The sequence below is a fragment of the Candidatus Rhodobacter oscarellae genome (assembly GCF_001078595.1).
In the GTDB taxonomy this organism is placed as follows: Bacteria; Pseudomonadota; Alphaproteobacteria; order Rhodobacterales; family Rhodobacteraceae; genus Rhodobacter_B; species Rhodobacter_B oscarellae.
In genome coordinates, this window is record NZ_LFTY01000002.1 from 1,077,073 (window position 1) to 1,097,437 (window position 20,365).

Consider the following 20,365-nt stretch of genomic DNA (forward strand, 5'->3'; position numbering starts at 1 on the left):
GAATCGGCGGAATAATCGAACCGGGTGGGTTCGACGAACCGCGTTGACCACCGCCCAACCCGACAGCATGGAACAATCCGGCTATGCCCGCTGCGCGGGCGCCGCCACAAACGGCGCTTGAGTTCACCAATTGCCCGGCCTAAACCTCGATGAACCAAGAGATCATAGGGGGCGTGCCATGCGGGTTTACAAGGATTTGCCGGATGCGATCGGCAAGACGCCCCTGATACGTCTAAAGGCCGCCTCCGAGGCCACGGGCTGCGACATCTACGGCAAGGCAGAGTTTCTGAACCCCGGCCAATCCGTCAAGGACCGCGCGGCGCTCTATATCATCCGCGACGCGATCGCGCGCGGCGACCTTAAGCCCGGCGGCACGATCGTCGAGGGCACGGCCGGTAATACCGGGATCGGGCTGGCGCTGGTCGGCGCGGCCTTGGGGTTCAAGACGGTGATCGTGATCCCCGAGACCCAGAGCCAGGAAAAGAAGGACATGATCCGCCTGGCCGGGGCCGAACTGGTGCAGGTGCCCGCGGTTCCCTACAAGAACCCCAACAATTATGTCAAATATTCCGGGCGCTTGGCGGCTGAACTTAACAAGACCGACCCGAATGGCGCGATCTGGGCGAACCAGTTCGACAACACCGCCAACCGGCAGGCGCATATCGAGACTACAGGCCCCGAGATCTGGGAGCAGACCGGCGGCAAGGTGGACGGGTTCATCTGCGCGGCGGGCTCTGGCGGCACGGTCGCGGGCATCGGCGCAGCGCTGCAGCCCAAGGGCCTGAAGGTCGGGTTGGCCGACCCAGAGGGCGCCGGCATGTACAAGATCTATACCGGCCAGGAGAATCCCGGCAACTCGATCACCGAGGGCATCGGGCAGGGGCGTGTCACGGCGAACCTAGAGGGCTTCACCCCCGATTTTGTCACCCGCGTGCCGGATGCCGAGGCGGTGCAGATTGTCTTTGACCTCTTGCAGGCCGAGGGGCTGTGCATGGGTGGCTCCACCGGCGTCAATATCGCGGGCGCGATGCATATGGCGCGCGAGATGGGGCCCGGCAAGACCATCGTGACGATCCTGTGCGATTTCGGCACGCGCTATCAATCCAAGCTCTTCAACCCGGACTTCCTGCGCTCCAAGGACCTGCCAGTGCCTGATTGGCTGGACGCGGCCCCGCAGGACATCCCAACGGTCTTTGAAGCCGAGTGATGCGCCGCCTTTGGCATATCGCGGCGGTTGCTGTCTGGGTCATTCTGGCCAGCACCGTTCTGGCGGGCGTCACCCTGGCGCAGACCACGGCCGAAGAGATCGACTACGAGGCCTGGGCCACCGTGGCCGAGCGGGCCGAGGGGGCGATTGAGGCCGGGCGTGCCTCCAACGAGGCCTTCGAAAGCCTGCGCTCTGAGGTGGTGGTCTGGCGCGAACGTTTCCTGCGCGGCCAGGACCTTAACGCGGAACGCATTACCACGCTGAGCTCGCAGATCGAGGCCTTGGGGCCGGCCCCCGGCGAGGGCGAGACCGAGGCGCAAGAGATCGCGGACCGGCGCGCGGAACTGGCAGAGCAGCTGGCCGGCGCCCAGGCCCCGGCTGTGAGCGCCGAAGAGGCCTATAGCCGCGCCGATGGGCTCGCACGCGAAATTGACGCGATCATTCGCGACCGCCAGGCCGACGCGCTGGTGCAACTGGGACCCACCCCGCTGAACCCGGCCAATTGGACGGACGCTTGGGAGGACATCAAGCGCGCCTTCCGGGTGATCTACACCGAGGCCGCTGACAGCTGGGCCTCGCCGATCCGGCGCGACGCCCTGCAGGACGCCCTGCCGCGCGTGCTTTTGTTTGCCGTGGCGGCGCTGATCCTGCTGCTGCGGGGCGGCGAGTTGGTGCGGCGCGCACAGGCCGCCACAGCAGAGCAGATCCCCGCACGAGCCGCGCGGCTGGCCCGCATTCTGTGGGGCATGATTGAGGCTCTGGCGCCCATCCTGGGCATCTACCTGGCCGTGATCGCGCTGAACGCAACCGGGCTTTTGGGGTTCCGTGGTGTTGCGTTGGCGAATGCGTTGCCGTTGTTTGGGCTGTTTCTCTTTGTGGCCTATTGGCTGGGTAATCGGCTTTTCACGACGGCGCGCTATATCTCCATCGCGCCAGATCGGGCCGCCAGCCTGCGCCGGTCCGCGACGTTGTTGGGGCTGCTTTACGGGCTGACGGCGATCATCGGGGCGCTGTCGCAGTTCGATGATTTCGCCCCGGCGACGCTGGCGGTGCTGTATTTCCCGTTCGGGCTGCTTGCGGGTTTGTCCTTGATCCGCCTGGGCCGGTTGCTGGTGCATGTGACCCGCACGGAACCTATCGACGAGACGGCGGTGTTCGGTGGGCGCTGGCTGGGGTTTGCAGGGCGCCTGACGGTGCTGCTGGCCGTGGCCGGGATGGTCCTTCTGGCGGTGGGCTACCTAGAGGCGGGCCTGTTCCTGCTCTTGCCGACGATTGGCACGCTGGCCCTGATTGGCCTGCTGTTCGTTCTGATCGATCTGACGCGCGAGGTCTATGAGTTGGCCGTGGGCGACACCGAGGAGGGCGCCAGCGCCGCCCTGATCCCCACGCTTCTCAGCCTTCTGATCATCCTCGCCTCATTGCCGTTCTTCGCGCTGGTCTGGGGCGCGCGGGTGGCCGACCTGACCGAGCTTTGGGCGCGGTTCCGCGAGGGCTTTACCATCGGGGACGCGCGCATCTCGCCGCAGATCTTCCTGACCTTCGTGCTGGTCTTCGTGGCGCTCTATATCGCGACGCGTATCATCCAGGGCGCCTTGCGCACGAATGTGCTGCCCAAGACCAGCATGGACCCCGGGGGGCAGACCGCGGTGGTCTCTGGGGTCGGATATATTGGCATCTTCCTGGCGGCGCTGATCGCGATCACGACCGCGGGGATCGACCTGTCCTCGCTGGCATTGGTGGCAGGGGCCTTGTCAGTGGGCATTGGCTTTGGCCTGCAGAACATCGTGCAGAACTTCGTCTCGGGCATCATCCTGCTGATCGAGCGCCCGGTGGCCGAGGGCGACTGGATCGAGGTCGGCGGGCATACGGGCATCGTCAAGAAGATCTCGGTGCGCTCAACGCTGATCGAGACCTTTGATCGGGTGGATGTGATCGTGCCCAATGGCGACTTCATCGCCGGCGCGGTGAAGAACTGGACCCGCACGAACAACATTGGGCGGATCATCGTCGTGGTGGGCGTGGCCTATGGCAACGACACGCGTCGGATCACGCAGATCCTCGAAGAGATCGCCGCCGAGCATCCCCTGGTCACCGTCGATCCCGAGCCGGGGGTGGATTTCCTGGGCTTCGGCGCCGACAGCCTGGACTTCCGCATTCGCGCGGTGCTCTCGGATGTGAACTACTCCTTGTCGGTCAAAAACGAGATCCATCACCGCATTGCCGAGCGCTTTGCCGAGGAGGGGATCGAGATCCCCTTCGCGCAGCGCGACCTATGGCTGCGCAATCCAGAGACGCTGCGCCAGGTGGCCGCGCCGCCAGCAGAGCCGCGCCCCGGCAAGATGGTCGAGGAGTTGGACCCGGATCTGATCGCGGATGGCGACACGGAGGCGGAGGGCGACACTTGACCGAGATGCTCTTTCGCGAAGATGCCTATCTGCAAGAGGCGCCCGCGCGGGTCGTGGCCCATGTCGAAGGCGGCTTGGTGCTGGACCGCTCGATCTTCTACCCCCAAGGCGGCGGCCAACCGGGCGACACCGGTTGGGTCCTGTTCGAGGGCAATGACGCGCCGGTGAGCAACGCGGTGAAAGGCGAGGGCGACCAGATCGTCTTGCAGATGCAGGGCGCTCTGCCGCCGGTGGGCGCCGCGGTGACGCAGCGGCTGGACTGGCCGCGCCGCTTGGCGCATATGCGCGTGCATACGGGGCTGCATCTTCTGTCTGTGGTGATCCCGTTGCCCGTGACGGGGGGCGCGATCAGCGCCGTGAAGGGGCGGCTGGATTTCAATATGCCCGAGGCGCTGGAGGACAAGGAGGGGCTCGAGGCCAGGTTGAACGACCTGATAGCGCGAGACCTTCCCGTCGGCGAGGAATGGATCACCGACGCTGAACTCGCCGCGAATCCGGGCTTGGTCAAGACCATGTCGGTGAAGCCGCCCACCGGCGCGGGACGCGTCCGCCTAGTGCGCATTGGCGCGTGTGAGGCGCAGGTTGACCTGCAGCCCTGCGGCGGGACGCATGTGCGTTCCACGGGCGAGATCGGGCGCGTCACGCTCGGCAAGGTCGAGAAGAAGGGCGCGCAAAACCGCCGAGTGAACATGCTTTTGGCGGGGTGAGGCTGGAACGAAAAGGGCAGGGTGGTTGCTGATGCGCATGGCGCGGTTTTTATTGAGTTTCGTTGTGGCGCTGCTGGTCCTACCGGTCTCAGCGCAAGAGGCCTCGGTGGTGGCCACCGGAGAGGGGACCTTCGCAGGCGCCGCGGGGCTTGATCCAGAGCAGGACAGCGATGCCATCGCCGCGCTCGAGCAGCAGGCCTGGCGCGAGTACCGCTGGGAGGTGCTGGCCGATCAATCCGTTGCAATGACCTTTGCCGTCGCTGCGGGGCCGGCCGCCGAGGACTGGCCCGAGGCCGTCGCTCTGCTGGAGGACGCGGCGAAAGCGGCGCTCCTGATCAGCGAGGATGGCGAGGTCTTTGCGCCCCTTCCCGGCGATGGGCTGGCGCGCGCGGGGCAGGTCCTGGCCGTGCTGATCTCGCAAAAGGCAGTGACATTGGAGGGCGGGCTGGTCTTCTATCCCTCCGTTTGGGCCTTCGATCTGGAGGCCCGCGCCGTGGAGCCAAGCCAGGACGCGACCGTGGGGCCCATGCTCTTGCCGATCCAGATCGCGCCGCTGGGCTGCGATACACCGGGATGCGGCGAGGCCGTGGAAGAGGTCGACCCGGTCGCGGTCGATGGCGAGGCCAATGCCGAGGCGGGGACGGGGCCCAACCCGGCGCCGAGCGCATCCGCTGGCGCGCCCGATGGTTTGGCGCGCGAGCTGCAAGCCGAACTGGCCCGGGTGGGATGCTACACCATTGCGATCGACGGGCTCTGGGGGCCGGGGTCCCGACGCGCCATGACCGCCTACAACGCCGCGCGAGGCGCCGATCTGGCGGTGCAAACCGCGACAGCCAAGGCCCTGGCCGCGGTGGCCAAGGAAACCGGTGCCGTCTGCGGCGAGTAATCTGGCAGAAAGGCCTTGAATGCCCCTTGCCCCCGAACGGTTTTCAGCGATAGAAGGCGCGTCACGGAGAGGTGGCCGAGTGGTCGAAGGCGCACGCCTGGAAAGTGTGTAGGCGGGAGACCGTCTCCAGGGTTCGAATCCCTGTCTCTCCGCCACTAACAAAGTGATAATAATTGCATATCTTTTGGATTTTCAGCGCCATAACGCGGGGCTCGATGCGGAGAATCCGCTTCGGTTTACTATTACACAACCCTTACACAAGATGACACATTTTGGGGGTGCATGGAAAATGGCCGAAAAACACTCGATTCTGGGCGGTAAAGTGCGCGTCTACAAGCGAACCGGCAGCCCTGTTTAGCAGAGTTCTGTTTACCTTGGCGGTAAGAACCACCGGGTGAGCACCAAGGAAGAAAGTCTGGCCAGCGCGAAGGACATCGCCGAGGATTGATTTTTCTCGCTGCGAGACAAGCTGCGGCACGGTGAATTGCTGAGCGATAAAACATTTCGGCTTGCAGCGGATCGTTTCAAACGGGAATGCGAAGTGCTCGCAGAAGTCGAGCGCAACAAGATTTCGGTGAAAGACCACTATCGCCGCGCTTGGCTTGGAGGTTAAACTTCCGGCACTTCATTTGAGTGCCAGATCATATCTCGCTCTATCAGGCGCTCTTGGACCGCAACGATGCCAATAGCGGGCAGGTTACTTGGGCGTTTCGACATCAGGTGTCTTTTTTCCGGCTGACCTGGGTTGCCCGACTTCCGCGTCGCGTCAATCAATCTGATTAACTGAAGCGACGCATTCACCGCGTTGCCCTATTTGACCGCCCCGGCAGTGAGCCCTGAGACAAGCTTTCGTTGGATGGCCACAAAGACAACCAGCATTGGCGTAAGATAAATCGTGCCAAATGCCATAGCGCCAGTAACGTCCCGTTCATATTGGCCGAAAAATTCGGTTACCAGGCCGACGCTTGCCGGCAGCTTGCCGTCGCTGTTCAGGAAACTGCGTGAAAAGACATATTCGCCGTAGGCTTGCATGAATATCAGCGCGAAGATGATGATCACAGAGTTTCGAACAAGCGGGAACGCGATGAACCGGAACAGTCGCCATCCTGTGCACCCATCCACCGCTGCGGCCTCGATAACCTCTTTTGGGATTTTCAGGAATGATGGCCTGAGCAAAATGATCACAAAGGGGATCGACTTTGCCGAGGCCGCAATTACCACGGCGGCCCTTGTATCAAGCAGAAACAGGTTGCTGAAAATCACATAAAGCGGCGTCGCCATGAGCGCAGCGGGCAGCATCTGCAGAACGACAATTGTGATCAGGATCGCATCAATCCATTTTCCGCGGATGCGCACAAGCGCCCAAGACGCGCCGACGCCAAGGCCCATTGTCAGAAGAGATATTCCCGTCGCGATGATCAGGCTGTTGGACAGGTATTGGGCGACATTCGCTTCGGCAATAACACGCAGGATATTGAGCGTCGGCTCCTCTGGCCAAAGCGCGGGCGGGAACCTGTCGATCTCTTTCGGGCCCTTGAGCGAAGTGATGTAGAACCAGTAGATCGGGAAAAGGAACAAGAGTAGCAGAAGACCGGCAAGGATTGGGCCGGCCAGTTTTCGATGTGTTTGAAAAGCTGTGCTCATACCACGTCATCCACGCGCGAAAAGTAGACATAAAACCCGCCTACAACCGTGACAAACAGCAGCATCGCCGTGGCAATTGTGGATCCTTTGCCGATCTCGAATGTCAGGAAGGAGAACTCCCACGACCAGTATTGCATCACAAGGCTGGCCCCTGCCGGGCCCCCGCTGGTCATCGCCGCAAACAGCTCAAACTGTTGCAGGGTGAAGATGATGCCCAGGGAAATCACGGTAACGATGGTTGGGATCATCGAGGGCAAGGTGACATGGCGAAACCGGCTCCAGGCATTTGCGCCGTCCATCCGTGCGGCCTCGTACAGGTTGCTGGGGATCGCCAGAAGGCCAACCGTTAGAAAAATCATGTTGAACGGGATGCCAAGCCAGATATTGGCAATCGTGACGCTGTAAAGCGCATAATCAGGATCGGTCAGCCACCCAATCGGCGCATCGACGATCCCGAGGCTGGTGAGCGCGTAGTTCAGAATTCCGATCTTCTGCGAGAAGATCGAGACCCAGATTATGCCGACGGCAATCTGCGGTGTGATCCATGACACCAGAAACAGCCCGCGCATCACGTCCCGCCCGACGAACCGCGACACAAAAACCAGCGCGAGCCCGAAGCCGACCACAAACTGAATGGAGACCGAAAGGCATAGGAAAATCACGGTATTGGAGAACACAGACCAGGCCTTCGCGGATCCAAGCGTGTCCCGGTAGTTCTCAAAGCCGACCCATTCATGCACGATCCGATTGATCTTGAACGGGTCGATCTCCTGAAAGCTCAGGATCACGGTGTAAATCAGGGGAATGCCGGCAAAGACCAGCAAGAACAGGATTGCTGTCGCAAGCATTGCAAATTCGAAGGTTGCCCCGCGTTTCATCCGAAACCCTTACTGCACGTTTTTTCTTATTTTGGAGAATGGCCGCCCCGTCAGTGCATGATGGGGCGGCCTGCTCGTAGTAAGGCTTAGTTGCCCAGGACGTCGTCAACTTCTGCGGCGGCCGTTGCCATCGCTTCTGCGGCTGTCGCTTCGCCAACCAGCGCAGACTGAAGCGCGTCTTGGATCGCTCGCGAAATGCGGGGCCACTCAGGATGGGGTCCGCGAACCGACGCGTATTTCATCTGCTCGTTGAAGACCCCGAAAGCCTTGGCAAAGTTTTCAGGATTTGAGTCGACCCCGCCAAAGGCAGGCAAAAGCCCAAAGCGGTTCCACATGTCCGCGTCATGCTTGTGGAACCAGTCGATAAAGGCAAATGCCGCTTCTGGATGCTCTGTTTCGGCATTGACCAGATGGGCAAATTCACCCAATGCTGAGGACCGCCGATCCGACCCGTCCATCGTCGGCAGCAGTGTGACCCGCCAGTCAAATTCAGCGCTTTCCGACATCCGGTTCAATTCCCATGGACCGGAGATATGCATCGCGGTTTTGCCAGAATTGAACACGCCGGTCAGATCCCACTGACCCGTGTTGATTGCATCCGGGTTCACATTTCCGCTCTGATACAGGCGCGCCCAGAACTCCAGCGCAGCAATGGCGCCTTCGCTGTTCAGGTTATCCCACCCTGCGCCAGCCATTTGAATCCACGGCAGGAACTGAAACGTCCCCTCTTCGTTCGCCGCGGCCGAGAAAGACAGGCCTGAGACACCGTTTTCGGGATCATTCAACGCCGCGGCAGCCTGTTCAAGCTCGCTCCACGTGGCGGGAGGATTGTCTGGATCAAGTCCTGCGGCCTCAAACAAATCGGCGTTGTAGTAAAGCGCGATTGTGTTGGCCGCTTTGGGGATGCCAAACAGACGACCCTCCCAGGTGCTCGCTGCGCGAGGTCCGGCGAACATGGCGTCCACGTCGAAATTCTCGGCAGTGGCGGCAAGGTCGGTCAGATCATACAGCAACCCGCGCGAACTAAAGATCGCCACCTCGGGGTTGTCGATTTCAACGATATCAGGCGCGGTTTTGGTGGCAAAGGCGCGCACAGTGTCCGGCACCAAGGACGAGAAATCCCGAATGCCAAGGACGATCTCGATTTCGTCTTGCGATGCGTTGAATTCTTGGACCAGCTGGCCCGTCGCACCGTTGCCGTCCTGGCTCCACATTGTGATCTGGATCGGCTCCGCAAGCGCAGTTGTTGCGGGTATTGCCAGCAGACCGGCCGTGACCGACCTGATTACGTTTCCGAACGTCATGATAAGTCTCCCTCTCGTTTCATTTATGGTTGTTGTGGTAGATTGAACCGCGTGAACACCTGCACTTGCTGAAAGCCAGCCTTTGGCTTCCACAGCGGCTCATTCAATGTGCGTAAAAGACTGACGAAGGCCGTGTTGACCATGTCCTTTACGTCGCTTGCCACCACGAAGTTCAGATCTTGCGACAGCAGAAGTTTGCGACTCAGGGAGGTTAAATCTGTGGCAACCGTGACCGGTTTTCCGGCCTGGCTGGCAGTCAACGCAGCCATTTGCGCACCAAGCCCGCCACCGGTCATATAGGCCCCGGTCAATGCGTGGGGCCCAAGCTCTTTGATGGCGTGCGCGGCGATATCATCCTCGGAATCCTGATTGCGCCCCACAAAGGTTTTGATCCGGGACGGGTCTATGCCAATCCCGCGCAGCGCTGTGCAAAACCCCACATAGCGTGCTTCGTGATCCTCCTGCAGAGCGGCGGGCTTGAGCACCGCAACCGGCCCGTCCACACGCTCCAGCGTCGGGGCCAAAAGGCAGGCCGCCGTGGCGCCAAGATCACGGTTATTGGGGCCCACAAACAAGGTGCGCGCCGATGTCGGGATCTCGGTGACGATCGTCGCAATTCTGACGCCGTTAGCCTCAAGGCGTGCGATGGCCTCGACCACGGCCGGATCATTCGGCGCCAGCACCGCGCACCCATCCAACTCTTCCGCAAAAGCTTCAAAATTCTCAGCAAAAGCGGCCGGATCCGTTTCGTCGCATTTCAGCATGTGAACTGAAGCGCCGGCAAGTTCCAGCTCTTCGTCCAGGTCTGCGGCTTGATCCGCTAGGCCCTTGAGAAACTCTACATCCCAGTCTGGAATGACCAACCCGAGGCGCCGTATTTTCCCGCGCGCCAATGTGGATGCGGCAAGGTTCGGGCGATAGCCGAGCGCCTCAATCGCCTCCTTGACGCGGGCAATGGTGCCGTTGCGCGGTTTGCCCCGGCCATGGATGACGCGATCAACCGTGGCCGGGCTTACTCCGGCTCTGTCCGCAACGTCTTCAATGGTCGTAACAGGCATCCGATTCCCCTTGCCCGAAGGCTTAATAAGGTGCGCACCTTATGTCAACAAACAGCAAAATAGGACGATAGTGGATCATTGCGTCATTCTTCATGAAACTAATGGCTTGTGGTGAGGTGCGCACCTCTTTATGCCAAGGGGCGATAGAAAAACAGGCAGGGGGTCCTAGTATGCCTAACTTAACCGCACATGAGGGCGCTCTTGTTTGGAGAAACGGCCATCAAACGCTGAGGGTTGAGGCATGGGGCGGTGACTCCCTGCGCGTGCGGGCCACCTTGTGGGCGCGCTTGGCCGAGGATCGGGTCGGCGCCTTGCTCGCGCTTGAACCCTGCGATCCCACGATCACTATTGAGAACGGCTTGGGCCGCATCGCCAATGGGCGGATTTCCTGCGAAATCAACCAAGACAGTGGCGACCTCACGTTTTTCCGCGATGACCTGCCCATCCTGAGAGAACAAAGCTCCTATACCATTGATGTGGTCATGCCCGCGCGTCGCTTGAGCCATGGCGATGGGGAGCTGCTTGATGTTGAGGTGGATTTTGATTCCGACGCGGACGAGGTGTTCTACGGGCTGGGGCAAAACCCCAATGGGGCGCTGAACCAAAAGGGCAACCACATCGCGTTTCGTCAGCAAAATGGAACGGTTTCGGTGCCCTTTGCGGTGTCCAGCAAAGGCTACGGGCTGTTCTGGAACAACCCCTCGATCGGTGGCGTGTCCCTGAACAACAATCGCAGCCTGTGGCGCGCTAAGGGCTGTGTTCAGCTGGATTATTGGATCACTGTGGGCAGTGGGCAAAAAGAGATCGTGCAGAACTATACCCGGGCAACCGGGTTGGCGCCAAAATTCCCCGACTGGGCCTCTGGGTTCTGGCAGTCCCGCCTGCGCTATGAGACCCGGGACGAACTTGAGAGCGTTGCTAAGACCCATCTCGACAAGGGGTATCCCCTGTCGGTGATCGTCATCGACTATTTCAACTGGACCAAACACGGGGAATGGAAGTTCAACGCCCCAGATTGGCCCGACCCCACCGACATGGTCACAAAGCTTGAGGATCAGGGGGTGAAAACCATGATCTCAATCTGGCCCTCGGTGAACCCGCTGGCCGAGAACTTTGCCGAGCTGGACAGCAACGGATACCTCATCCGGTCCCGTGAAGGGTCCCATCTGAAAACCCCGTTTCTGGAGCGCGGCGTCGAAGGCCAGGTCAACATCACCTATTACGATGCCACCAATCCTGAGGCCCGCAAATACGTCTGGGAACGGTGCAAAGACGGGTATTACAAGCACGGCATCAAGCTGTGGTGGCTTGATGCCTGCGAGCCGGAACTCTACCCGGATTCTCACGAGAACACGCTTTATTGGGCCGGGGCCGGGTCGGCTGTGACCAACGCCTATCCCTATTTCAATGCCATGGCCTTTTATGACGGGATGAAATCCGAAGGCGAGGAAGACGTGCTTTTGCTGAGCCGCTCGGCCTGGGCCGGCAGTCAACGGTTCGGTGCATTGGTCTGGACCGGTGATGTAAAGTCGACATTCCGAGCCCTGTCCGAGCAGATCAAAATGGGGCTAAACATGGCGGCCAGTGGCATGTCATGGTGGACCACGGATATCGGAGGCTTTCAGGGCGGCCATGCCGAAGATCCGGAATTCCGTGAATTGCTTATCCGCTGGTTTCAGTTCGGGGTTTTCTGCCCGGTCTGTCGACTGCACGGCAACCGGCTGCCGTCCGATTACATAAATGGCGGCCCCAATGAGCTTTGGTCTTATGGCCCCGAAGTCGAAGACATTCTGGCCGAGCAATTGCAACATCGCGAAGCCCTAAGGCCTTATGTCCACGATCAAATGGCGGCATATCAGACCCACGGGACGCCAGTGATGCGCTCTCTTGCCATGGAGTTCCCCGAGGATGACGCGGCTCTTGCCATTGACGACACCTATATGTTTGGCGACGCGTATCTTGTGGCTCCGGTGATCGAATATGGCGCGCGCAGCCGACAGGTTTATCTACCAAAAGGGTCCGATTGGGTCTGCTACTGGACAGGTGCAACGTTTGAAGGCGGACAGTGGATCACAGCCGATGCCCCCCTGCACACCATGCCCGTGTTCAAACGAAACTGACGCCACAAAAGACGCGCGGCGTGGCGCGGATCGGTCTCGATACTCCAAACAAGAAACACGGGCCTTCATCCGTCAGCCCCGAACTAGGCCTCAAGATTGGGTCGGGTGAATGGTTTGTGTAGGTGGCGCCATCGGGCTTTAGAGAACAACGCGGTTGCAAAAGATTGCCGGCCTAGAACCAGGGGCAACACCTGGATCAAAGCAAGCCCCTTGTCCCGTCGGGAAGTTGAGACACCAAATTCCGGATCCGTGAGATCAGGGGGAAGCCGCAAAGAAAGTTCTAGGATTGGTGGCCTTACCCTGCTTTTCCGCAGACGCACCAGGCGGCTGATCCTTTTCCGCGGAACCAGCCCCGCCTCATCCCGACCCGTTGGGTCCAGCTCCAGCCGGTCATGCACTAACAATCAAATCCGACCACTCAAGTGGGGCTATTCCAGTCTCAACCACAAATCTTGCCGGTTCACGTCGCCAACCAAAGGCAGCTTCACCACTTGACAAGCAACGTCGATTCGTAAGATACTATTTTACGAAGAACGTTCATATGGAAAGTTAGCAGTTGGGGAACCGCTATGGCCCGCACCGTTCTTATCACCGGTTGCTCATCCGGCTTCGGCAAACTGGCAGCAAAGAGCTTCCTCGCGCAGCAATGGAACGTCATTGCCACCATGCGCGCGCCCGAAAGGGAATCCGAGCTGATCTCTGGGGACAATCTGATCCTGGCGCGGTTAGATGTGACCGATCCCAGCTCGATCCGTGCCGCTGTGGAGGCAGGCAGCGACCGGTTTGGCGGCATTGACGTTCTGGTGAACAACGCAGGCTATGGCGGCCACGCGCTGTTCGAAGAGGCCACCGACGCCTCGATCCACGCGATGTTTGAGACCAATGTGTTCGGGCCGATGAACACGATGCGCGCGGTGATGCCAGGAATGCGCAAACAGGGCGGCGGGACCATCATTAATGTCTCTTCCATGGCGGGGCTGATACCCGTGCCCGGGAACTCGGTCTACACGGCCTCAAAACACGCGCTGAACGGTCTGAGCGAAGCCATGGCACTGGAATGCGCGCCCTTCGGGATCAAGGTGCGGATTGTCGAGCCCGGTGCTTTTCCGACGACACAATTCCTAGCGAATGTGGATACCCGCTCTGCGGGCAATGACGCCCAGTTGAAGGCCTATGAGACCAAGTTGCGTGCACATTTTGCGGCGCAGGTGGCACAGTCAGCAGCACAGAGCGGCGCAGCGGCCGATCCGCAGGATGTGGCGGACAAAATCTTTGAATGCGCGACGCAGGAGACGCCGGTGCACAACCCGGTTGGCGCGGATGCAGGAATGCTGGTGGGCATGATGGCCGCCGCATCTTCGCGGCAGGACTTTCTGGACCAAGTGGCACCGATGCTGACTCCGCAAGACCTGTGATGGGGAAGGAGCGATACAATGACCAGACTTCCGCGCTATGAGAAAATCTTCCGGAACGGTGATTGGGTTGTGCCCAGCGCGACCGAATTCGCCACCCTGATCAACCCGGCCGATGGGTCGGTCAGCGGGCAGGCGGTGCGCGCCGGCGTCGAAGACCTCGACCGCGCGGTCGCTGCGGCCAAGGCGGCCTTTCCGGCCCGGTCGCAGGTCTCTGTCGCAGACCGCGTCGCCTATCTGCAGGCCTTCGCCACCGAATACGAAAAACATGTGGACCGGCTGGAGCGGGCGGTCATGACCGATATCGGCGCGCCCATCGGCGTGGCGAAGATGATGCATGCAGGCATTGGTATCGAGGTGATCCGCAGCATTATCGGCGCGTTGCAATCCTTCGAATTCGACACCCGTCAGGGCAGCACTCTGGTCACCCGCGAGCCGGTGGGCGTGGTCGGGCTGATTGCGCCCTGGAACGGTCCGGCGGTTATGTTCTGTGGCAAGGTCTGTTCGGCCATCGCGGCGGGCTGCACCATCGTCTTCAAGCCGGCCGAACTGGCCACACATTCGGCCATGGTCCTGGCCGAAGCGCTGGTGGCGGCCGGTCTACCTGACGGCGTGTTCAACCTGGTGCTGGGCAAGGGTTCGGTGGTGGGCGAGGCCATGTCGACCCATCCGGATATCGACTACATCTCGTTCACCGGGTCGACCCAGGTGGGCACCGGGATCGGCCAGAAGGCCGCGGCACAGGCCAAGAAGGTCGGGCTGGAGCTGGGCGGCAAATCCGCCTTCATCGTGCTCCCCGAGGTTGATATCAACAAGGCGGCCACTGACGCTGTCATGGCCTGCATGCTGAACTCGGGCCAGATCTGTGCGGCGGGCACGCGCACCTTGGTGCCCGCGGACATCTACGAGGAATTCACCCAGGCCATGGCCGCGGCCCTGTCGACGCTCAAGGTCGGCCTGCCCGAGAGCGACGCCTTCATCGGCCCCGTCGCGTCGCAGCACCAATGGGACACCGTTCAGAGCTACATCCGTATCGGGATCGACGAAGGCGCCCGGCTGGTCGCCGGCGGTCCGGGCAAACCAGAGGGGCTGGAGGCCGGTTCGTTCGTCAAACCGACGATGTTTGCCGATGTCACCAATGACATGCGCATTGCCCGCGAAGAGATCTTTGGCCCCGTCGCTACGATCATCGCCTATGACACGGTGGAACAGGCGGTCGAGATTGCCAATGACTCGCCCTATGGCCTGTCCGGCTATGTCTATGGCTCCGACCACGCGCTGGCGCTGTCCGTGGCCCGGCGGCTGCGCACCGGCACGGTGCGCGTGAATGCGCTGGACCAGGATCCCAGCGCGCCCTGGGGCGGCTACAAGCAATCCGGTATCGGTCGCGAGGCGGGGGCCTGGGGCATCGAGGACATGCTCGAAGTGAAGTCCATCAACAACTACTTTGCGGCTGATGCCGCTTGACCGCAAATTCGCCTGCTTGTCGCGGGTCTGATCGGAGTTTCGACTATGAAAGAACAACGCGTATTGGTCACGGGGGCCTCTGGATTTGTAGGCAGTCACGCCGTGATCCAACTGCTGGAAGAGGGCTATCAGGTGCGCGGAACCGTGCGCGCGCCTGAGCGCAGCGGTGACCTGCTGGAATTCTTCCGTCAAAGGGCGTCTGATCCGTCTCAGGTCGAACTCGTCAAGGGCGACCTGTCCAGCGATGAAGGGTGGAAAGAAGCGGCAGAGGGCTGCGCCTATGTGCTGCACATTGCCTCGCCGATCCCATTGCAGGTTCCGAAGGATCGGGACGGGCTGGTCAAACCAGCCCGTGACGGGGCGCTGCGGGTTCTCAAGGCAGCGCAGGCTGCGGGATGCAAGCGCGTGGTCATGACATCGTCGATTGCGGCGATTGGTTATGGCAAGGACAAGACCCAGACCCGGCCCTACACCGAAGAGGACTGGACGGACCCCGACAGCCCGGAGCTCAACTCTTACCTGCGGTCTAAAACCCTGGCGGAAATGGCCGCGTGGGATTTTGTGAACGCCGCGGGAGACGGGCTTGAACTGACGGTGATCAATCCCGGGCTGATCCTGGGGCCGGCCTTGATGCAGGATATCGGCACCTCCGCCGAGGCGGTTAAGCAATTGATGACGGGCCAGATCCCCATGTATCCGCGACTGGGTTATGCGGTTGTGGATGTGCGCGATGTGGCGCGCAGCCATATCCTGGCCATGACCAACCCGGAGGCCGCCGGGCAACGCATTATCTGCGCCGGTGAGTTTTGCTGGTTCGAAGATATCGGAGCTTTCCTGCGCGAGGCTTATCCGGAACGGCGCGTGCCGACCCGGCGCATGCCCAACTGGCTGGTACGGCTGATTGCGATGTTCAATCAGGGCCTTCGCTCCAATATCGAAGATCTTGATCGGACGCAGCGTGTCTCCAATGACAAAATGCAACGGATCCTTGGGCTAAAGCCACGCGGCGCCAAGGAGGCGACGCTGGCCACCGCAGAAAGCCTGATCAAGCTGGGCGTCGTTCCAAAGTGAACCGCGTCGGGTGGAACTCCGATACAGCGAAAGGAGAAACCATGGACAAGACCCAGGAAGACGCCCTGATTGACCAGGTCGCCTGGCCACCCCTGTCGGCCGCGCCTTTCATCGAACGGGCCCCGCGCGACAATGGCGTCGAGAATGCGGTGGCACGGTTCCACGCGCGCTACAGCTCCTATTCCAGCTTTCGCCACATTGGCAGCAATGCCATCTCTCGTGCCGACACAAAGCTGCTCTGGATCGAAGGCCCGCCGGAACGCTACGAGGGCTGTCGCTATTTCGGCCAGAACCCGACCGAGATGGTCGCCTGGTACGACGCACATATGTGACCCACCGCGGGCCCGCGCGGCGTGATCGCGTCACGCGGGCCCGTTCCCTGGCAACTTCCCACGCCAGATATCGGAAAAAGGAGCAAGACCATGCCTTCTCAGTACCGGATTTTCTTCATCGTCGCCTGGGCCCTTGTCGCCCTTCAATTCACCCAAGCCTATCTACGCGGTTTCATCGATCATCCGCTTCTCGCTTTGGGCTATCCCCTTGTCGTCACGCCCTTTGCCTTCTGGCATGGCGCTTTGCGCTACGGCTGGCGCAAGATGTTCATTCTGTTCATCATGGTTTTCGGCACCGGGTTCACATTTGAAACCATGAGCGTTCTCACCGGGTTCCCGTTCGGTCACTACCACTATACCGAGCTTCTCGGCTGGCAGCTCGGGGTCGTACCGGTTTCGGTGATGCCGTCCTATTTTGCGTTTGGCTACATCTCCTGGGTCCTGGCCGGGATCATCCTGCAGCGCTTTGACAACCGAATCATCGGCGGCGAGATCCTCATCGTGCCGATCATTGCCGCCTACATCATGTCAGCCTGGGACCTGCGCATCGATCCTCTGGCCTCGACCATCAATCCGATGTGGGTCTGGGAAGAGGGCGGGACCTATTTTGGGGTGCCGATATCGAACTTTCTGGGGTGGTATTTCGTCGTCCTCATTTTCTATCTGATGTTCGCGCTGCTGAACCGGTCGAGCAACGATCAGCCGACCCCGGATATCGTCAACATCAAGAGCTACTGGTTGATGGCCATTCTGGTCTATGGCTCGCAGCTTCTGGACAACCTGACCGGCTATATGTGGCGCGAGAACTACATGGTCACCTCGCTTGACGGGCATGATTGGTGGGCGACCGATATCTATGGCGCCATGCTGGTGGTCGCCCTTTGGACCGTGCTGCCGATCACCGCGTACTCTTGGCTGCAATTGAACAAGGCCTTCGCGCCGTCCCCTGCGCAGTAAGGCGGCTTGCCGAAGGCTCAGGGCTACGCCCCAACGCAATATGCGGGCTGGCAGATCAAGCGGCGGAAGCAAAACAACACTCCCCTTCGCCAGGCCAAATACCTGGCGGAGGGCAGCTATTCCGTCCTGATCTACGGTTTGCGCGGCCATGGCAAAGGCGATCTCGGCCCCATCCCGCGGGCCAGCAACGAACATCTGGGATTTGACATGGCCAAGCCTGATGTCATCGACCATACTCCAAGGATCACCGCGCCAGCGCTTGTCGTGCAGAACAAGAACGATCCCTGGACGCAGATGGGCATGGTGCAGCGCTATTTTGACGCCCTCACGGTCGAAAAGGAACTCAGGTTGCTCGATCTGGAAAAGAGCCGGTTTGCCGCCTACGATTTCATCGGCAGCCACCCCGGAGAGCTGATGGGCTGTTTTGATACCCATTTAAACGGCGGAGCGGTTTAGGCGATGCTGTGGTCCTTGATGAAATGGGGTCTGGGTCTGGCGGTGCTGGCTGTCGCCCTCCTAACCTTTACCGGAGAGAAAACCTTCCGCGTGGAGATCGACATTCCAGCTCCGCCCGAAGCAGTGTGGGCAGTGCTGAGCGATGCCTCGGGCTACAAGGACTGGCATCCGGTCTTTGTGAATGTCGAGGGCCGGTTCGAGCAGGGCGGCACCGTGAAAACGACGGTGCGCGAACCCGGCAAGGATGACGTGGTCATCACCTCCGATGTGGTCAAGGTAGAGCCCGGCAAGGAGATCAACCAGTTCGGTGGCCTCCGCGGCTTCATTACCTTCGACCATCATTGGCTGCTGGAGCCGGTCGGCGGCGGAACGAGAGTGATCCAGAACGAAGTTGATCGCGGTTTCTATGTCTGGTTCTGGGCGTCTGATTGGGTCGAGCCGGCCTACGCTCAGGCGAACGAGGCGCTGAGGAAAAGGGTCCTGGAAACATTTGAGAACTGAATGGGCAAGGAAGCGTGCGACGCCCAATTGCATCAGGCTTTGTGGCGCGATCTGCCGGTCCAGACCGCTTTGCAAATAAGGCGTCGATTGCAAATTGCCTGGCCGTTTCGTCCCGCGGCCTGGGAGTTGACCACTAAGATTTCGCCGCGCAGAGCATCAATGGCCGGTTCCCCGCCGCCACGCAGCGATCAAGTTTGCGCAGATGAAGCCTATTTCGAGCCGCGAGCGCGTGCAGCGAGCAAAACAAAATTACAGTATGGGCTCTCAGCCGCCGTTAGATCTGTCGCAGCAACTTCACCTGCTGGATCTTGCCGCCCCAGCGGGGAACGGCCCATAAGAGACATTCGCCACCCAGCTCCAATGCTGCGATCGCAGCCCGCATTGCCGACTTTCGCTGCACTTGCTCAGTTCTTTCAGTGGCAGACGACTGCAGGGCGGGACAAAACCGACCCTCGCTTCTGTCTTGTGAATGGTTGTTTCATGAAACAAACGGCAAACCAGAATTGGTCTTCAATCCGTCTATGCAAAAGCAAACGGCTTGAACAAGCGGTGCATTTTGGGAGAGGTTGGCGCAAACAACGCTGGAGAATTTCATACGTGCATCCCAAGGAAACACTGCGGTGAAAGCAACCGATGACCGCGCCCTGATGCCCGATTACCTGAGGCTCTGTGCGCTTTTTGGCATTGTCATTGTCAACATCCAGTACATCGCGTTTTCTGCCTTGCATGGCTTTACCGAACCTGTCGGAAAAACCTTCAGCGATGAAGTAACCCTTTGGCTTGTTAGTGGGTTGGCGCTGCTCAAGACCTATGGCCTGTTTTCCTTCATGTTTGGGGTCGGACTTGGGTTTCTGATGGGCTCCGCTCAACGTCGTAGCTTGCCCTTTGGCCATCTCTATCGCAACCGCATGATCGGCCTTTTGCTGTTGGGGATCGCGCATGGATGCTTGTTCTTTCCCGGCGACGTTCTCGTGATCTATGCCGTGACCGGCTCTGTTCTGTACTTTTTTCGCGATTGGACGGCGGCGCGTCTGGTAAAAGTTGGTGCAGCTTTGCTTGTCCTGCAACTGTTCGTCGGATTGCCATTGCTCTTTGCGGCATCCGAAACACCTGCCGAGGTCTTCCGGTTCGAAAAATACGCCCTTGCCAAAGGCGGGTTTTTCGACGCAGTGCTCTTCAGAAGCATCGGCTTTGGATTCACATTGCCACTGTTCCTGATCATCCAAGGCGTCTCTGCGCTTGGATGGTTCTGCCTTGGCTTGGCGTCTGTGAAGTCAGGCATGATCGACAATGCACGTCATCCGCTTTGGCGGCGCGCGCGGCGGTTGTGCCTGCTGCCGGGTTTGGTTCTCAGCTTGCTTGGGGCTGGGCTGTGGCAATGGGGTCCGGCCGGGCCAGGAGCGACACTCACAATTGTCGCGGCACCGATAGCAACCCTCGGATACCTCGGCCTGATCGCGCTGATTTCGCGCCCACCTGGGCCTATCATGTCCCGGGCTCTAGTTGTTGGTGGATCAAGTCTGAGTGTCTATCTTGGCCAGTCAATTCTCTTGTCGAGCATCTTCTCGGCGTATGGATTGGGACTGTGGAGCGAAGTCGACCGGGCAACCGCGTCTTGCATCGCAATTCTGGTAACAGTCTTGCTGATCGCGGCCCTGAGTGTCTGGCGGATCTGGTTCAAACTGGGTCCGTTTGAATGGGTGCTGCGTCGGATTACATACGCTTGAACGCGCGCCCACTCACGACGAACTGCGTTCAAAGCAGACGTTCATGCATCGTACAGCATTGGTCACAGTGCGCTCCCTGCCGCCGTTAGGTCGGTCGCAGCATTTGCGCCCGTCAGTTCGCTCCGCCCCACAAAGACGGCCCAAAGCAGCCACACGATTTGTGTCTCGAATGCCGCGGTGCGGCCCGTCAGACCGGCCATTCGCCGCATGTGCAAAATCTTGGATGTGGTGAA

General features: G+C 60.3%; 17 protein-coding genes and 1 tRNA gene. 14 read left to right on the top strand and 4 right to left on the bottom strand.

Annotation, left to right across the window (positions count from 1 at the left end):
* The first annotated feature begins 178 nt into the window (after window positions 1-178).
* The 5 genes from AIOL_RS10175 (at window position 179) to AIOL_RS10195 (ending at window position 5,360) form a co-directional block, all read left to right on the top strand.
* A complete protein-coding gene (locus tag AIOL_RS10175; RefSeq protein ID WP_049642880.1) occupies window positions 179-1,207 on the top strand; it encodes a cysteine synthase A in 1,029 nt (342 codons plus the stop codon).
* Window positions 1,207-3,612, top strand: coding sequence for a DUF3772 domain-containing protein (locus AIOL_RS10180; RefSeq protein WP_053101231.1), 2,406 nt, complete (start codon window positions 1,207-1,209; stop codon window positions 3,610-3,612). The genes AIOL_RS10175 and AIOL_RS10180 overlap by 1 nt, the downstream gene beginning before the upstream one ends.
* Window positions 3,609-4,319: an alanyl-tRNA editing protein gene (locus AIOL_RS10185; protein WP_049642881.1), complete on the top strand. Its 711-nt coding sequence runs from the start codon at window positions 3,609-3,611 to the stop codon at window positions 4,317-4,319. Before AIOL_RS10180 ends, AIOL_RS10185 begins: the two co-directional genes overlap by 4 nt.
* Window positions 4,320-4,356: 37 nt before the next feature.
* Window positions 4,357-5,205 (top strand): peptidoglycan-binding domain-containing protein, encoded by an 849-nt coding sequence (locus tag AIOL_RS10190; protein ID WP_235438963.1) that lies wholly within the window; start codon window positions 4,357-4,359, stop codon window positions 5,203-5,205.
* Window positions 5,206-5,270: 65 nt separating this feature from the next.
* Window positions 5,271-5,360, top strand: a tRNA-Ser gene (locus AIOL_RS10195).
* A gap of 655 nt (window positions 5,361-6,015) precedes the next feature.
* Here AIOL_RS10195 and AIOL_RS10200 read toward each other — a convergent pair.
* The 4 genes from AIOL_RS10200 to AIOL_RS10215 form a co-directional block, all read right to left on the bottom strand.
* Window positions 6,016-6,849, bottom strand: a complete 834-nt coding sequence (locus tag AIOL_RS10200) for a carbohydrate ABC transporter permease (protein ID WP_082152521.1) — start codon at window positions 6,847-6,849, stop codon at window positions 6,016-6,018.
* Entirely contained in the window at window positions 6,846-7,697 is an 852-nt protein-coding gene (locus tag AIOL_RS10205; RefSeq protein WP_235438964.1) for a carbohydrate ABC transporter permease, read from the bottom strand. Before AIOL_RS10205 ends, AIOL_RS10200 begins: the two co-directional genes overlap by 4 nt.
* Window positions 7,698-7,813: 116 nt before the next feature.
* Entirely contained in the window at window positions 7,814-9,031 is a 1,218-nt protein-coding gene (locus AIOL_RS10210) for an ABC transporter substrate-binding protein (protein ID WP_053101233.1), read from the bottom strand.
* Between the two features lie 23 nt (window positions 9,032-9,054).
* Window positions 9,055-10,089, bottom strand: a complete 1,035-nt coding sequence (locus tag AIOL_RS10215; protein ID WP_049642885.1) for a LacI family DNA-binding transcriptional regulator — start codon at window positions 10,087-10,089, stop codon at window positions 9,055-9,057.
* 170 nt (window positions 10,090-10,259) lie between these two features.
* Between AIOL_RS10215 and AIOL_RS10220 the strand changes: the two genes are divergently transcribed.
* From AIOL_RS10220 to AIOL_RS10260, 9 genes are all read left to right on the top strand, one after another.
* On the top strand, window positions 10,260-12,209 hold the full coding sequence (locus tag AIOL_RS10220; protein WP_160314456.1) for a glycoside hydrolase family 31 protein: 1,950 nt from the start codon (window positions 10,260-10,262) through the stop codon (window positions 12,207-12,209).
* Between the two features lie 569 nt (window positions 12,210-12,778).
* Complete coding sequence (locus AIOL_RS10225) at window positions 12,779-13,624, top strand: SDR family oxidoreductase (RefSeq protein ID WP_053101235.1); 846 nt, start codon at window positions 12,779-12,781, stop codon at window positions 13,622-13,624.
* An 18-nt stretch (window positions 13,625-13,642) separates the two neighbouring features.
* A complete protein-coding gene (locus tag AIOL_RS10230; protein WP_049642887.1) occupies window positions 13,643-15,088 on the top strand; it encodes an aldehyde dehydrogenase family protein in 1,446 nt (481 codons plus the stop codon).
* A 45-nt stretch (window positions 15,089-15,133) separates the two neighbouring features.
* Window positions 15,134-16,159: an SDR family oxidoreductase gene (locus AIOL_RS10235; RefSeq protein ID WP_049642888.1), complete on the top strand. Its 1,026-nt coding sequence runs from the start codon at window positions 15,134-15,136 to the stop codon at window positions 16,157-16,159.
* 41 nt (window positions 16,160-16,200) lie between these two features.
* Window positions 16,201-16,491 (top strand): hypothetical protein, encoded by a 291-nt coding sequence (locus tag AIOL_RS10240; protein WP_049642889.1) that lies wholly within the window; start codon window positions 16,201-16,203, stop codon window positions 16,489-16,491.
* 90 nt (window positions 16,492-16,581) lie between these two features.
* Window positions 16,582-17,448: a carotenoid biosynthesis protein gene (locus tag AIOL_RS10245; protein ID WP_049642890.1), complete on the top strand. Its 867-nt coding sequence runs from the start codon at window positions 16,582-16,584 to the stop codon at window positions 17,446-17,448.
* A 6-nt stretch (window positions 17,449-17,454) separates the two neighbouring features.
* Complete coding sequence (locus tag AIOL_RS10250) at window positions 17,455-17,904, top strand: hypothetical protein (RefSeq protein WP_049642891.1); 450 nt, start codon at window positions 17,455-17,457, stop codon at window positions 17,902-17,904.
* Window positions 17,905-17,907: 3 nt separating this feature from the next.
* Complete coding sequence (locus AIOL_RS10255) at window positions 17,908-18,405, top strand: SRPBCC domain-containing protein (protein ID WP_049642892.1); 498 nt, start codon at window positions 17,908-17,910, stop codon at window positions 18,403-18,405.
* 647 nt (window positions 18,406-19,052) lie between these two features.
* On the top strand, window positions 19,053-20,132 hold the full coding sequence (locus AIOL_RS10260) for a DUF418 domain-containing protein (protein ID WP_235438965.1): 1,080 nt from the start codon (window positions 19,053-19,055) through the stop codon (window positions 20,130-20,132).
* Window positions 20,133-20,365 lie beyond the last annotated feature (233 nt).